The organism is Methylobacterium sp. D53M (genome assembly GCF_053345625.1).
Window position 1 is genome coordinate 1 of the sequence record NZ_JBKFAL010000038.1, and the last position, 12,862, is coordinate 12,862.

At 72.9% G+C, this 12,862-nt stretch carries 17 protein-coding genes; 5 read left to right on the forward strand and 12 right to left on the reverse strand.

What is annotated here, in order from left to right:
• From ACLBYG_RS29150 to ACLBYG_RS29170, 5 genes are all read right to left on the reverse strand, one after another.
• Positions 1–506, reverse strand: a 506-nt coding sequence (locus tag ACLBYG_RS29150) for a translation initiation factor IF-2 associated domain-containing protein (protein WP_447683789.1), incomplete at its 3' end; no start/stop codon positions are given.
• A gap of 76 nt (positions 507–582) precedes the next feature.
• On the reverse strand, positions 583–1,305 hold the full coding sequence (locus tag ACLBYG_RS29155) for an RNA-binding protein (protein WP_020092717.1): 723 nt from the start codon (positions 1,303–1,305) through the stop codon (positions 583–585).
• 25 nt (positions 1,306–1,330) lie between these two features.
• The gene (gene nusA, locus ACLBYG_RS29160) at positions 1,331–2,956 is read right to left on the reverse strand and encodes a transcription termination factor NusA (protein ID WP_091679718.1); all 1,626 of its coding nucleotides are present in this window, start codon (positions 2,954–2,956) and stop codon (positions 1,331–1,333) included.
• A 64-nt stretch (positions 2,957–3,020) separates the two neighbouring features.
• Positions 3,021–3,782 (reverse strand): ribosome maturation factor RimP, encoded by a 762-nt coding sequence (gene rimP / locus ACLBYG_RS29165; protein WP_091679719.1) that lies wholly within the window; start codon positions 3,780–3,782, stop codon positions 3,021–3,023.
• Positions 3,783–4,079: 297 nt separating this feature from the next.
• The gene (locus tag ACLBYG_RS29170) at positions 4,080–5,090 is read right to left on the reverse strand and encodes an aldo/keto reductase (RefSeq protein WP_020092720.1); all 1,011 of its coding nucleotides are present in this window, start codon (positions 5,088–5,090) and stop codon (positions 4,080–4,082) included.
• 207 nt (positions 5,091–5,297) lie between these two features.
• Between ACLBYG_RS29170 and ACLBYG_RS29175 the strand changes: the two genes are divergently transcribed.
• The 3 genes from ACLBYG_RS29175 to ACLBYG_RS29185 all read left to right on the forward strand — a co-directional run bounded on the left by ACLBYG_RS29175 (position 5,298) and on the right by ACLBYG_RS29185 (position 7,230).
• Entirely contained in the window at positions 5,298–6,239 is a 942-nt protein-coding gene (locus ACLBYG_RS29175; RefSeq protein WP_447683790.1) for a sulfite oxidase heme-binding subunit YedZ, read from the forward strand.
• A 68-nt stretch (positions 6,240–6,307) separates the two neighbouring features.
• Positions 6,308–6,709 (forward strand): hypothetical protein, encoded by a 402-nt coding sequence (locus ACLBYG_RS29180; protein WP_056525759.1) that lies wholly within the window; start codon positions 6,308–6,310, stop codon positions 6,707–6,709.
• 110 nt (positions 6,710–6,819) lie between these two features.
• Entirely contained in the window at positions 6,820–7,230 is a 411-nt protein-coding gene (locus tag ACLBYG_RS29185; RefSeq protein WP_234081248.1) for a hypothetical protein, read from the forward strand.
• Positions 7,231–7,244: 14 nt separating this feature from the next.
• On the opposite strand, the gene ACLBYG_RS29190 is transcribed toward ACLBYG_RS29185, so the two are convergent.
• Positions 7,245–7,421 (reverse strand): hypothetical protein, encoded by a 177-nt coding sequence (locus ACLBYG_RS29190; RefSeq protein WP_012320668.1) that lies wholly within the window; start codon positions 7,419–7,421, stop codon positions 7,245–7,247.
• A 149-nt stretch (positions 7,422–7,570) separates the two neighbouring features.
• Positions 7,571–7,969: a DUF4174 domain-containing protein gene (locus tag ACLBYG_RS29195; protein WP_447683791.1), complete on the reverse strand. Its 399-nt coding sequence runs from the start codon at positions 7,967–7,969 to the stop codon at positions 7,571–7,573.
• A 123-nt stretch (positions 7,970–8,092) separates the two neighbouring features.
• Between ACLBYG_RS29195 and ACLBYG_RS29200 the strand changes: the two genes are divergently transcribed.
• The gene (locus ACLBYG_RS29200) at positions 8,093–9,112 is read left to right on the forward strand and encodes an NADP-dependent oxidoreductase (protein WP_447683792.1); all 1,020 of its coding nucleotides are present in this window, start codon (positions 8,093–8,095) and stop codon (positions 9,110–9,112) included.
• A gap of 168 nt (positions 9,113–9,280) precedes the next feature.
• Positions 9,281–9,850: a single-stranded DNA-binding protein gene (gene ssb / locus ACLBYG_RS29205; RefSeq protein WP_020092725.1), complete on the forward strand. Its 570-nt coding sequence runs from the start codon at positions 9,281–9,283 to the stop codon at positions 9,848–9,850.
• A 193-nt stretch (positions 9,851–10,043) separates the two neighbouring features.
• On the opposite strand, the gene ACLBYG_RS29210 is transcribed toward ssb, so the two are convergent.
• The 5 genes from ACLBYG_RS29210 to ACLBYG_RS29230 form a co-directional block, all read right to left on the reverse strand.
• The gene (locus ACLBYG_RS29210) at positions 10,044–10,511 is read right to left on the reverse strand and encodes a hypothetical protein (RefSeq protein ID WP_091679723.1); all 468 of its coding nucleotides are present in this window, start codon (positions 10,509–10,511) and stop codon (positions 10,044–10,046) included.
• Between the two features lie 201 nt (positions 10,512–10,712).
• The gene (locus ACLBYG_RS29215; protein WP_091679725.1) at positions 10,713–11,024 is read right to left on the reverse strand and encodes a GCG_CRPN prefix-to-repeats domain-containing protein; all 312 of its coding nucleotides are present in this window, start codon (positions 11,022–11,024) and stop codon (positions 10,713–10,715) included.
• A 139-nt stretch (positions 11,025–11,163) separates the two neighbouring features.
• Entirely contained in the window at positions 11,164–11,478 is a 315-nt protein-coding gene (locus ACLBYG_RS29220; protein ID WP_100251345.1) for a hypothetical protein, read from the reverse strand.
• 101 nt (positions 11,479–11,579) lie between these two features.
• Positions 11,580–11,864 (reverse strand): hypothetical protein, encoded by a 285-nt coding sequence (locus ACLBYG_RS29225; protein WP_447683793.1) that lies wholly within the window; start codon positions 11,862–11,864, stop codon positions 11,580–11,582.
• Positions 11,865–11,951: 87 nt separating this feature from the next.
• Positions 11,952–12,734: an SDR family NAD(P)-dependent oxidoreductase gene (locus ACLBYG_RS29230; RefSeq protein ID WP_026604859.1), complete on the reverse strand. Its 783-nt coding sequence runs from the start codon at positions 12,732–12,734 to the stop codon at positions 11,952–11,954.
• Positions 12,735–12,862: the final 128 nt, after the last annotated feature.

Consider the following 12,862-nt stretch of genomic DNA (forward strand, 5'->3'; position numbering starts at 1 on the left):
TTGGCAGCGTCAGCCGCCGCCGCAGCGGCGGCCGCAGCCGCGGCCTTGCGCTCCTCGTCCTCGCGACGGCGGGCCTCGGCGGCCTCGCGCTCGCGGCGGGCCTGCTCCTCGGCCTCGCGACGGCGCGCCTCGGCCTCGGCCTCCACCTTGCGGCGGGCCTCGGCCTCGCGGCGCTGCGCGTCGGCGAGGGCGGCGGCGCGGGCCGCACTCTCCTGCTCGCTCAGGGTGCGCAGGACGACCCCCGAAGCGGCGCGCTGCGCCGGACGCGGGGCCGGCGCCGTCGGCGCGGGGGCCGCCGGGCGCGGGGCGGGCGCGGGTTCACGGGCAGGGGCGGCCGGCGCCGCACCGATGACGCGGCGCTTCACCGTCTCGACCACGACCTGCTTGGAGCGGCCATGGGAGAAGCTCTGACGCACGGTGCCCGCCTCGATCGGCCGCTTGAGGCCGAGCGGCTTCGGGGAAGTCCGGTTCAGAGTCTTGTCGCCCGGGTTATTCGTATCGCTCATTCAGCCTGAACCCTGAGGGTTTCCATCGTCCCGTGAACCGACACCCGGTGGCGCCGGTCAAAATAGTCCTGCGTCGTCAACGTGAGGCTTCGTCGATCCCGCCGATTCGGGCTGGATCGGGCTCCCCGGTCGCCGCGGCGGCGCCCTCGAAGGAGCGTAGCCGACGCCAACGCGACAGGCAGCCGGCGGCTCCGGCTCCTGCGACGAGCGCAGCGTGTATCACATGATCCCGACCTAAGGCCATGTCCAATTCGTCCTCGGACAGGTCATCGATGATCGGGATCCTTGACATGGCCCCGCCGTGGCGCCTGTGCAAGGCCGACGCGATCTTCCGCCGGCCGTCCGGGCTCGCCTCGGCGGCATGAATCACCGCAATGGCGCCCGGCTGCCCGCCGATCGCGGCCTCGACCTTCGAGAAGCCCGCGACCACGCAGCCCGCCTTGTTGGCCATGGCGATGGCCTGTCGCAGGTCGTCCCGCAGCCCGGCGGCGATCCGGTCCGGCAGGTCGGGGGCGGCCGGGGTCGGCCCCTTGAACGCCCGCGAGAACAGGTTCTTCCGCACCGCGGTCGCGACAGCCTCGCGCCGGGCGCTGATCCAGGCGCCGCGGCCCGGAAGCTTGGCGCGCAGGTCGGGCACGACGCTACCGTCCGGCCCGCGCACGAACCGGATCATCGCGTCCGGCGCCTGGACGACGCGCGTGACGATGCAGGTCCGCTCGGGCGAGCGGCGGCCGGGGCCGGCATCGAGCCCCCCGGCATCCAGCCCGTCCTCGGGCAGGGTCGTGTCGACCGCGACCATCGCGCCTCCGCCGCCGGCGCCTGCCTCAGGCCTCGGCCTGCGCGGGGGCGGCCTCGTCGCCCTCGGCCGCCTCGGCACCCTCCTCGGCCTCCGGCTCCGGCAGGGCCTCGATCCAGCCGGCCTTCAGGCGGGCGGCCATGATCAGCGCCTCGGCCTCGGCGCGGGACAGGTCGAACCCGTCGAGGTAGCCGGCGTGGCGCACGGCCTCGGGACCGCGGCCCTCCGTGTAGCCGACGAGGTCGTCGGTGGCGCAGCCCGCCAGATCCTCGACGGTCTTCACGTCGTTCTCGCCGAGGGCGACCATCATGGGCGTGGTGATGCCCTCGATCTCGCGCAGCTCGTCGGCGACGCCGAGCTCGGTGCGGCGGGCGTCGTGCGCCTGCTCGATCCGGGCGAGGTGGTCCTGGGCCCGGGCCTGGATCTCCGTGCCGGTCTCCTCGTCGAGCCCCTGGATGCCGGAGAGCTCCTGGATGTCGACGTAGGCGATCTCCTCGACGTTGCGGAAGCCTTCCGCGGCGAGCAGCTGGCCGACGGTCTCGTCGACGTCGAGCGCCTCCATGAACACCTGGGTCCGCTCGGCGAACTCCTTCTGGCGGCGCTCCGATTCCTCGGCCTCGGTCAGGATGTCGATGTCCCAGCCGGTGAGCTGCGAGGCGAGGCGCACGTTCTGGCCGCGGCGGCCGATCGCCAGCGACAGCTGGTCGTCCGGCACCACCACCTCGATGCGGTCGGCCTCCTCGTCGAGCACCACCTTCACCACCTCGGCGGGCTGGAGGGCGTTGACGATGAAGGTCGCCTCGTCCTCGGACCACGGGATGATGTCGATCTTCTCACCCTGCAGCTCGCCGACGACGGCCTGCACGCGAGATCCCCGCATACCCACGCAGGCGCCCACGGGATCGATGCTGCCGTCGCGCGAGATCACCGCGATCTTGGCGCGCGAGCCCGGATCGCGGGCCACCGCCTTCACCTCGACGATGCCGTCGTAGATCTCCGGCACTTCCTGGCCGAACAGCTTGGCCATGAACTGCGGGTGCGAGCGCGACAGGAAGATCTGCGGGCCGCGCACTTCCGAGCGCACGTCGAACAGGTAGGAGCGGATGCGGTCGCCCGGCCGGAAGGTCTCGCGCGGGATCATCTCGTCCCGGCGCACGATGCCCTCGCCGCGGCCGAGATCCACGATGACGTTGCCGTACTCGACCCGCTTCACGATGCCGTTGAGGATCTCGCCGATGCGGTCCTTGTACTCGTCGAACTGGCGGGCGCGCTCAGCGTCGCGCACCTTCTGGACGATGACCTGCTTGGCCGACTGCGCGGCCACGCGGCCGAAATCGAAGGGCGGCAGGGTGTCGGAGATGACGTCGCCGACCAGCGCGCCCGGGTTGTAGCGGCGGGCCTGGTCGAGGGTGATCTCGCGGGCGTCGTTCTCCACCTGATCGACGACCAGGAGGTGGCGCGAGAGGCGCAGCGCCCCGGTCTTCGGGTCGATCTCGGCGTGAACGTCGGTCTCGGCGCCGTAGCGCGAGCGGGCGGCCTTGGCGATCGCCTCCTCCATCGCGTCGATCACGATGGAGCGGTCGATCACCTTCTCGCGGGCGACCGCGTCGGCGATCTGGAGGAGTTCGAGCCTGTTGGCGCTGACGACGGCCATCGGTGTCGGTCCTTCTCTTCCGTCAAATCTTCGGGCCGGCCGCCGGGCGGCCGGCGCGGGGGTCTCAGTGCAGGGAGTCGCGGTCCTTGAGCCGGGACGCCTTGGTCACGACCGGCTTCTTCGGGCCGGTCCGGGCCTGTTTCTGGGGCTTGGCCGCGGGGCTGGCCTTGCGGGGGCCCTTCGGCTGGAAGGGCGCGCGCGCCGGCGGCGCGCTCTCCGCGGCGTCCTCCTCGTCCTCGGCCTCGTCGGCCTCGTCCGTGGCGGGCGGCCCGCCGCGGCGCAGCGACTCGCGGATCAGCTCGTCGGTGAGGACGAGATGGGCCTCGGCGAGGTCCTTCAGCGGTAGGTCGATGCGGCTCGGCAGCCCTTCCTTCACGTCGGGCAGGTCGATCGGGACGGTCGCGCCCGTCGGGTCCGGCGCGCCGAGGATGCCGCGGAAGCGCTTGCGCCCGTCCAGCGGCGGGCTCAGCTCGACCTTGGCCTCGTAGCCGGCCCAGCGGGCGAAGTCCGAGACCCGCACCAGCGGCCGGTCGATCCCCGGCGAGGACACTTCGAGGTTGTAGGCGCCGCCCACCGGGTCGTCGACGTCGAGGATCGGCGAGATCGCGCGGCTCACCGCCTCGCAATCGTCGATCGTGAAGGTGCCGTCCGGCCGCTCCGCCATGATCTGCACGGTGCAGCCGTTGACGTTGGACATCCGCACCCGGACCAGCCGGAAGCCGAGGCCCGCGAGCGGCCCCTCGATCGCCTGCGCGACGCGCGCGGCGACTCCGGCCTCGCGGACGAGGCGCTTCTCGGACAGATCCGCTTCAATCTCGGACGACATGGGTGTTCAGCGCGCAACCTTCGCGGCGTTCTGCCTGGCCGTCCGCGGCGTGGGGCCTCGTGCGGCGAGAGGATGTGCGGCGAAAAAAAAGAGCGGACCCGGTGGGGCCCACTCCCGAACCGCAGCCTCTCGACTGCCATCAGAACTGTTGAGAGCTAGATAGCGGCCCTCGGCCCGGAGCGCAAGGTGGATCCGCCGCGCCGCGCGAGCCCGCTCGTCCCCAGCTCCGCCTCATCCTTCGATGTCGCGCTTCGCGGCCACCTCAGGATGAGGGGTTCGGTCGGAGATCGCCTTTGCTCAGCCGCTGCGCGGCACCCGCCCCTCCAGCGGATAGGCCGGATCGTTGTAGCCCGGCGTCGTCGGATGCCCCGCGGCCACGAACCCGTCGACCAGCGCCTCGTCCTCCGGGGTGAAGGCGTAGTCGAGGGCGCCGAGATATTCCTGCCACTGCGCCTCCGTCCGCGGCCCGGCGATGACGCCGGTGACGAGGCGGTTGTTCAGCACCCAGGCGGTGGCGAACTGGCCGGCCGTGATGCCGCGGGCCTCGGCGTGCTCCCTCAGGGTCCGGGCGATGCGCAGGGATTCCGGGCGCCACTCGGTCTGCATCATCCGGGCGTCCTGGCGGCCGGCGCGCGACTCGGCCGGCGGCGGCGCGTCGGGGTCGTACTTGCCGGTGAGCACGCCGCGCGCGAGCGGCGAGTACGGCACCACGCCGAGCCCGAAATGCGCGCAGGCCGGCAGGTGCTCGGTCTCGGGCATCCGGTTGAAGGCGTTGTAGTAGGGCTGGCTCACCACCGGCCGGTCGATCCCGGCCTCGTCGCAGAGCCGGCAGATCTCGGCGACCCGCCAGGAGCGGTGATTCGAGACGCCGAAATGGCGGATCTTGCCCGCCCGCACGAGGTCGGCGATCGCCCGGACCGTCTCGGCCAGCGGCGTGTCGTGGTCCTCCTTGTGGAGGTAGTAGATATCGATGAAATCCGTGCCGAGGCGGCGCAGGCTGTCCTCGGCGGCCTTCATCACGTGGACCCGCGAGAGGCCGCGGTCGTTGACGCCCGGCCCGGTCGGGTTGGCGACCTTGGTGGCCAGGACCCAGGCGTCGCGCTCGGCCCGGATCGCCCGGCCGGTGATCTCCTCCGAGCGGCCCTCCGTGTAGACGTTGGCCGTGTCGATGAAGTTGATCCCGGCCTCCCGGGCGCTGGCGACGACGCGGCCGGCCGTGGCCTCGTCGGTGGGGCCGCCGAACATCATCGTGCCGAGGCAGATCGGCGAGACCTTGAGGCCCGAGCGGCCGAGCGTGCGATACTGCATGGGATCCCTCCAACGTCCGTCGTCTCGCTATCTCGCCGCGGGAACGGCGCGGTCAACCACAACACAGGTCAACGCCGCCCTGTAACCCGCGAACGCCCGCGGCGAACCGACTCGTGACGGCACCGATGGCCCGGGCAGCCGTTCCCGCCGGTGGCCCGGGCCATCGGCGCGGCGCCGTCGTCCACCGCGAAGCTTCCGTTCGGACCCATGATCGATCGCTCGGCCGCCGCCCTCGGCATCCCCCTCCCCTGGCTCGACCGGGCCGGCCGCCTCTCCTGGCTGAAGCTCGCGGTGTTCGCGTGCTGCGTCGCGCCCGCGCTCTACCTCGCGGCCGCCTACCGGCTCGACGCCCTCGGGGCGAAGCCGATCACCGCGCTGATCCACGCCACCGGCGAGTGGGCGGTGCGCTTCCTGCTCTTCTCGCTGGCGATCTCGCCGCTGCGCCGCCTCGCGGACTGGCCGAAGGTCCTCGTCGTGCGGCGCATGCTCGGCGTCACCGTGATGGCCTACGCGGTGGCCCATCTGACCCTCTACGCCGTTGACCAGAACCTGATCCTCACCAAGGTGATCTCCGAGATCGCGCTCCGGCTCTACCTGACGATCGGCTTCGTGGCCCTGATCGGCCTGATCGCTTTAGGGTTGACCTCCACGGACGCGGCGATCCGCAACCTCGGCCCGAACTGGAATCGCCTGCACCGCCTCACCTACACGATCGCCGTGGCGGCCCTGGTCCACTACTTCCTGCAGTCGAAGATCGATGTCACCGACCCGGTCTTCTCGGCGGGCCTGTTCCTGCTGCTGATGGGCTGGCGGGTGATGCGGCGCTTCCAGTGGCCGGAGCGGCCCTGGTCGCTCCTCTTCCTGGCGATCGTCGCCGGGCTCGCGACCGCCGGCCTGGAGGCCGCGTGGTACGGCCTCGCCAGCGGTGTGCCGGCCAACCTCGTCCTCGCCGCCAACCTGGACTTCTCCGGGCCGATCCGGCCGGCCTGGTGGGTGCTGGCCGTCGGCCTGTCGCTCCTGCTCGTTGCGCTCGTGCGCGGCCCGAAGGCCCCGGCAACGGGCAGGCGACCGGCCCAGGCGGCCCGCCGGGAGCCTATCCGGGAGCCCGTCCGGGAGCCCGTCCGGGAGCCCTTGTCGCCGTCGGCCTGATGCCGCAGAACCCGCTCCCGGTCCTCCGCCGCCGGCGGCCCCGGGCCCAGCGGAGCTTTCGAGACGCCATGCGCGGCACGCCTCTCCTGATCGCGGGCTTGCTCGCGCCGACCCTCGCCTTCGCGACGCCCCCCGCGACCCAGGCCGCGAAGCCGGCCGCCAAGGCGGCGCCCGCCGCGCCGCCGCCGGCCGCCGCCGCGCCGGCAGCCGCGGCCTGCACGCCGCCCGCGCCGCCGCCGGCCTCCGCGCGCCCGGCCAAGCCGGAGCTGCCGCCGAAGCCCGCCTGCCTCGACGCCAAGGAAGGCTGCCCGGGCTGGGAGGCCTACAGCTACAACGACGCGATCAAGGCCTATAACCTGCAGGCGCAGGCCTTCCGGCCGATCGCCGAGGCCTACCTGCAGAAGCTCAATGCCTACGTGAAGGCGAGCGCGGACTACGCCCAGTGCGAAGTGAACGCGATGCAGAAGTAGCCGGCTGAACGGCGGCCGACACCGCGGCTCGGAGGCGGTTCAGGCACCCCGTCGCATCCTCCGGCGATGATGGCCGCGATCCCCGCGCGCCCGCTCACGCCGAGGCCACCGTGCCCGCTCGTCGTCTCCTCTTACGAACCGGCTTCTGCGCCCTGCTCCTCGCCGCCGGCCCGGCCCTGGCCGCCGATTTCGACGGCCCCTACCCGCCGCACGGCTACGGCGGGCCCGCCCAGGACGACGAGCCGGAGCGCCGGCCACCGCCGCCCCCGCCCCCTCCGGGACCGCGGCCCGAACCCGAAGTCCGCGGCCCCCGCTTCACAGCGGCGCCCCCGGAAGCGTCCCCGGAGGCGTCCCCCGAGGCATGCCGGGAATTCGTGCGGCGGCGCTTCGGTCCGGACGGGGAGCCGGTGCTGCGACGGGTGCGGGTCTGCGATGAGCCGGTCGTCGACCGCGGGCCGCCGCCGCCTCCCCCGCCGCCGGAGGACATCCCGCCCCGTCGCTGGGGCGGGCCGCGCTGGTAGCGCGGGAATCCGGCTCAGATGCGGGCCGGCGCCTTCCTGAGGGCGGCCGCGAAGGCCTTGAGCTGGCGGTTCAGATCCGCCAGCTCGTTCAGCGCGATGGTCTTGTGGCCGTCGCGGACCGCGCGCTCGATATCCTCGACCTGCAGGTCGACGAGGCGGCGGATGGCGGTGGCGACTTGTTGTCGGGTCATCGATTCGAGCGTCTCGTCCGAACGTCCTGGCGGGCCTCAACGGACGGCCGGTGCGCGGCCGTCGACATGTTTCGGTGATAGGCCGGTAGGCTTAACCGATGGTGTCCGCGGCCCCGCCGTTCACAGGGGATCGAGCCCTGGCCCGGGCCCTAGCGGCGCTCGCGCATCTCGCTGCGGCGCATCGGCATCGCGTCGATCGTGGCGAACAGCCTCTGCGGCGCGATCGGCGCCGCTTCGGTGATCTTGGCACCCCCGTCCTTGCCGACCAGGACCGCGCGGAAGCTGTCCGCGGGCAGGCCGAGGCGCTCGCGCAGGGCCCGCGCCTCGGCCCCCGCGCCGACCGCTTCGAGCACCACGAGGTCGCGCTCGGCGACGCCGGTGCGGACCGAGGCCAGCGCCGTCCGCTGCGCCCGGAGCTGCGTGTCCCCGGCCTCGGGCGCCGACAGCACCAGCACCCGCGCCCGGTCGCGATAGCCGTCGAGGGGACCGGCCAGGGCGGCCCCCGCCGCCATAGCTGCCAGCCCGAGTCCCAGTGCCGTCTCCCGCATGCCGCCGCTCCGCGCTCTCGAGTCGGGACAACGCGCGACTCGGCCGCGCGATCGCGGCGGCGCGTTTGCCTCGCGGGCCCGGCGCCCCAGATCGGGGCGGAAGCCCGTGTCCCGGAGTCCGGAATGACCACCGCCATGAACCGCCGCATCGTCCTGGCCTCGCGCCCGCACGGCGAGCCGCGGCCCGAGAATTTCCGCCTGGAGGAGGTGCCGGTGCCGCAGCCCGGACCCGGCCAGGTCCTCCTGCGCACCCGCTGGCTGTCGCTGGACCCCTACATGCGCGGCCGGATGAGCGACGCGAAATCCTACGCGGCGCCCGTCGAGATCGGCGCGCCGATCACCGCCGAGACGGTGGGCGAGGTGGTCGCCTCCAACCACCCGGATCACGCCGTGGGCGACCTGCTGACAGCCTTCGCGGGCTGGCAGGAGTACTTCGTCACCGACGCCAAGGGCTCGCGCAAGGTCGACCCCGATGCCGCCCCGCCCTCCACGGCGCTGGGCGTGCTCGGGATGCCGGGCATGACCGCCTATACCGGCCTCCTCAACATCGGCCGGCCGAAATTCGGCGAGACCGTCGTGGTGGCCGCCGCCGCTGGCCCCGTGGGCTCCCTGGTCGGCCAGATCGCCAAGATCCACGGCGCCCGCGCCGTCGGGATCGCGGGCGGCCCCGAGAAGTGCCGCTACCTCACCGAGGAGCTCGGCTTCGACGCCGCGATCGACCATCGCGGATCCGACCTGCCGGGCGCGCTGGCGGCCGCCTGCCCGAAGGGCATCGACGTGTACTTCGAGAATGTCGGCGGCGCGGTCTTCGCCGCCGTGCTGCCGCTGCTCAACCCGTTCGCGCGGATCCCGGTCTGCGGCCTCGTCTCCGCCTACAACGCCACCGAGGTGCCCCCCGGCCCGGACCGCCTGCCCGGCCTGATGCGCGCGGTCCTGACCAACCGGCTGCACATCCAGGGCTTCATCGTGTGGGACTTCGCCGAGCAGGCGGACACGTTCCGCAAGGAGGTCGCCGGCTGGATCCAGGACGGGCGCGTCCGCTACCGCGAGGACGTGGTCGAGGGGCTGGAGAACGCCCCCGAGGCGTTCATCGGCCTGTTGAAAGGTCGGAATTTCGGCAAGCTCGTCGTCCGCGTCGCCTGAGAGCGGCTTGCTGCCGAAACGGAACAGATATAGAACAAATCGATCCGTCGGCGCTGCGGAAAGCGGGCACAAGCCCGCCCCGCCGGTTGCCGCTCCGGAGGCCCGGGCGCATGGTTCGCGCGCCGCCGGGCAGATGCCCTGTGAGATCCGTACGACTAGGAGAGAGCGATGGCGGGCAGCGTCAACAAGGTGATTCTGGTGGGCAATCTCGGGCGCGATCCCGAGATGCGCCGCCTCGGTTCGGGCGACCCGGTCTGCAACCTCCGGCTCGCGACGTCGGAGTCGTGGAAGGACAAGGCGACCGGCGAGCGCAAGGAGAAGACCGAGTGGCACTCGGTCGTGATCTACAACGACAACCTCGCCCGGGTGGCCGAGCAGTACCTGCGCAAGGGCTCGAAGGTCTACATCGAGGGCCAGCTCCAGACCCGGAAGTGGACCGACAATTCCGGCGTCGAGAAGTACACGACCGAGGTGGTGCTCCAGCGCTTCCGCGGCGAGATGACGATCCTCGACGGGCGCGGCGGCGGGGGCGGCGACTTCGCCGGCGAGGACGAGGGCGGCGGCCAGATCAGCCGCGGCGGCGACTTCGGCGGTGGCCGGGGTGGTGATCGCGGCGGTGATTTCGGCGGCGGTCGCGCCCAGGGCGGCGAGCGGCGGCCGGCCCCGGCCTCCTCGGGTGGCGGCGGTGGCGGTGGCAGCCGCGGCGGCTACGACCTCGACGACGACATCCCCTTCTAGGACCGCCTGCGATCCGGAGGCCCTGTACCGTCACTCGAGTCGGCCTTCCCGACCCGGGTGACGCGGACATCTGGGCTGCGTCAGCGCAGCCGTTTCAAGTCAGCATCCCGGGACCGCGCGGCGGTGCCCGGGATCCAGATCCGCTGGCGCAGGTCTCGGGCCGCCCGCCTTCGGCGCCCCGGAGCGCCGCCGCTCAGCCCTTGAGCTGCCGGTTGCAGGCCGAGTAGTAGCCGCCGCCCTTCTCGATCCACTTCATGCCGCCCAGCGTGCCGGCAGCCTTCGCGGCGTTGTAGCTGTCGAGGCAGGTGTGCATCCGGGCCTTGCCGGCCGATTCCTTGGCGTATTTCGGATCGACGGCGCGGGGGAACGTGGCCGATGCCGCGGCGGCGGACGTCGTCCCGGCGCGCGGGGCGGCCGGCGGCGCGGCCGGAGCTGTCGTCGCGGTCGGCGAGACAGGGTTCGGCGCGGTCGTCGGGGCGTTGTCGGCCGCCGCGCCGCACTCGGCCTTGCGGAAGTCGTTCCACTTCTGGCCGTTGAGCGTGCCGGCCTGCTTGGCGGCCTGATACTTGACCGAGCAATCCTTCGCGGAGAGCGCGGCGGCCGGCGCGGCGCCTGCCACCAGGCCGGCGATCATCAGGGATGCAAATACATAGCGACTCATGACGAAGAATCTCCGGGACACTATGTTGCGTCCCGAAAGAGATTAATACGGCTCTATGCCGTCGTGAATATGGGTTTGTCCGTTCCAGGGGACAACGCGATGGCCGAGCACTGACCCGGCACCGGCCGGCCGCGGATCCGGATCGCGCGCGGCGGGCCGAGCTCTGGACGCGGCGACCCGAACTCGGGTCGCCGACGCGGATCACCAGCCGCCGTAGGACCGGCGCGGGCCCTCGTAGCCGCCGTAGCCGCCATAGCCGCGGTCGTAGCCGCCGTAGCCGGGCCGGCCGCCGTAGGGTCCCCGCGGTCCGCCCCAGCCCCAGCCGCGATCGTTCGGCCGGCAATGGCCCCAGGGATTGGGATGGAAGCCCGGACCGCAGCCTCCGGCCACGCGCTCGATCACCGATCCGGCATCGGGCGGCCCGTAGCCGAACGGCGCCGCGTTGGCCGTCGTGGCGGTCGCGAGAGCCGCGGCGGCCACCGCGACGAGGCCGATCACCTTGGCGCGCATCATGACACGATCTCCTGAACCTGCGGCCCGGACGCGCCGGGCCGATGACAGGAGGATGCGCCGGCCGCTGTGAACCCGGACAGGCTCGGGCATTCATCGAGCCGACACTCTCGGCCGGCCGGGCCTCCGCTCGGCGGGTCGGTCAGGCTGCCTGGAGCTGGATCGGCGCCGGCGCGGGCGCCCGCGAGCGCGCGAAGAGGTCGGCGCCGACCGTTTCGCCCGCAGCCCTGACCAGCGTGGCCTCGTCGCAGGAGCGCGCGACCTTCAGGCCGAGCGCCTCGAGCCGCGCGTGCTCGGCGCAGTAGGCGGCGATCCGGGCGCGGCCGTAGGCCGGCATCGGCGCGAGCAGCCGGTCGCGCTCCGCGTCGTCGGCGCGGAACAGGGCCGAGATCAGCTCGATCGGAACCGGATACCGCGCCAGGGCGCTCGGGTGGGGTCGGTTGCCGTCGCGCGCCATGGGTGCCTCTCCGCTTCGCTGTGCGGTGGAAGGTTCGGCAACCATAGTTAACGATCAGTTGTGATCGCGGCGGGAGCCCCGGTGAACCGCCCCGCGGCGCCTCAGCGGCGGGGCGGGCTCACCCAGGTTCCACCGGCGGCGCGATCCGACTCCGGCGCCGCGAACGGGGGCCGCGCGTCCGCCCAGCGGGCGACCGGGCCCGCGGCCGGCGCGATCGAGCCCGTCGTCTCGGGGTCGGTCCAGACGGGGGCGCCCGCGGCGACCGGCGCGGCTGACACGGACGGATCCGGCAGGTTCCGCTCGTAGCCGGCGACGACCGCCACGAGGGCGATCGCCACGAGGACGAACGCTAGACCGTCGACGATCATGGAGCCGAGTCTCGGCATGGTGCCCGCGCCTGTTGACCAAGCCTCCGGGCTACGGCGGCAGGGTTAACGAACCCTGTCCGAACCCGGCGGATCGGGCCGACGCGTTCAGATGTTGCGCGCGCCGCGCAGCGTCTTCAGGCCGATTCCCGTCGACTCGAAGCCGCCGTCGACAGCGAGCTGCTGACCGGTGATGTAGGAGGCGCGCTCCGAGCAGAGGAACACGATCGCCTCCGCGAGCTCCGTCTCCAGCCCGTAACGGCCGAGCGGGACGGCGTCGTGGTAGTCCGCCCGGATCTCGGGGCTGTGCACCGCCTTGGCCATCGCGGTGTCCACCGGGCCGGGGGCGACGGCGTTCACGCGGATCCCGTACTGCGCCAGCTCGGCGGCCTGCTGCTTGGTGAGCTGCGCGAGCCCCGCCTTGCTGGTGCCGTAGGCGGTGCGGAGCGTCGAGGCGCGCAGGCCCGAGATCGAGGTGATGTTCACGATGGCGCCGCCGCGCTCGGACAGGAGCGGGACGGCCGCCTGCGTGCACAGGAACGGGCCGGACAGGTTGACGGCGAGCACCCGCGACCAGTCGGCGAAGGTGGTCTCGGTCAGCGGCTTGAAGATCGCGATGCCGGCATTGTTGACCAGGGCGTCGAGGCGGCCGAACCGGTCGGCGACCTGCTGGATCGCCGCCGCAACCGCCTCGGGGTCGGAGACGTCGGCCGTCACCGCGAGCGTGGCTTCCGGACGGCCGAGCCGCTCGGCCGCCGCCGCCGCGCCCGGGCCGTCGATGTCGAGAAGGGCGACGTTCCAGCCGTCGGCGAGGAAGCGGGTCGCGGTGGCGAGGCCGATGCCGCGGGCGGCCCCCGTCACCAGCGCGGTCCGGGCCTGGGCGTCGCTCATGGTCGTCTCCGTCGGGATCGGCGGCGCCCGGATGGCGCGGGTCAGCGTTCGGGTCCGCGGCGGTGCCATCACCGCGCGCCGGACCCGGGCGGCCTTCCGGGCCGTCCCGCCGTTGTGAACCGATCCGC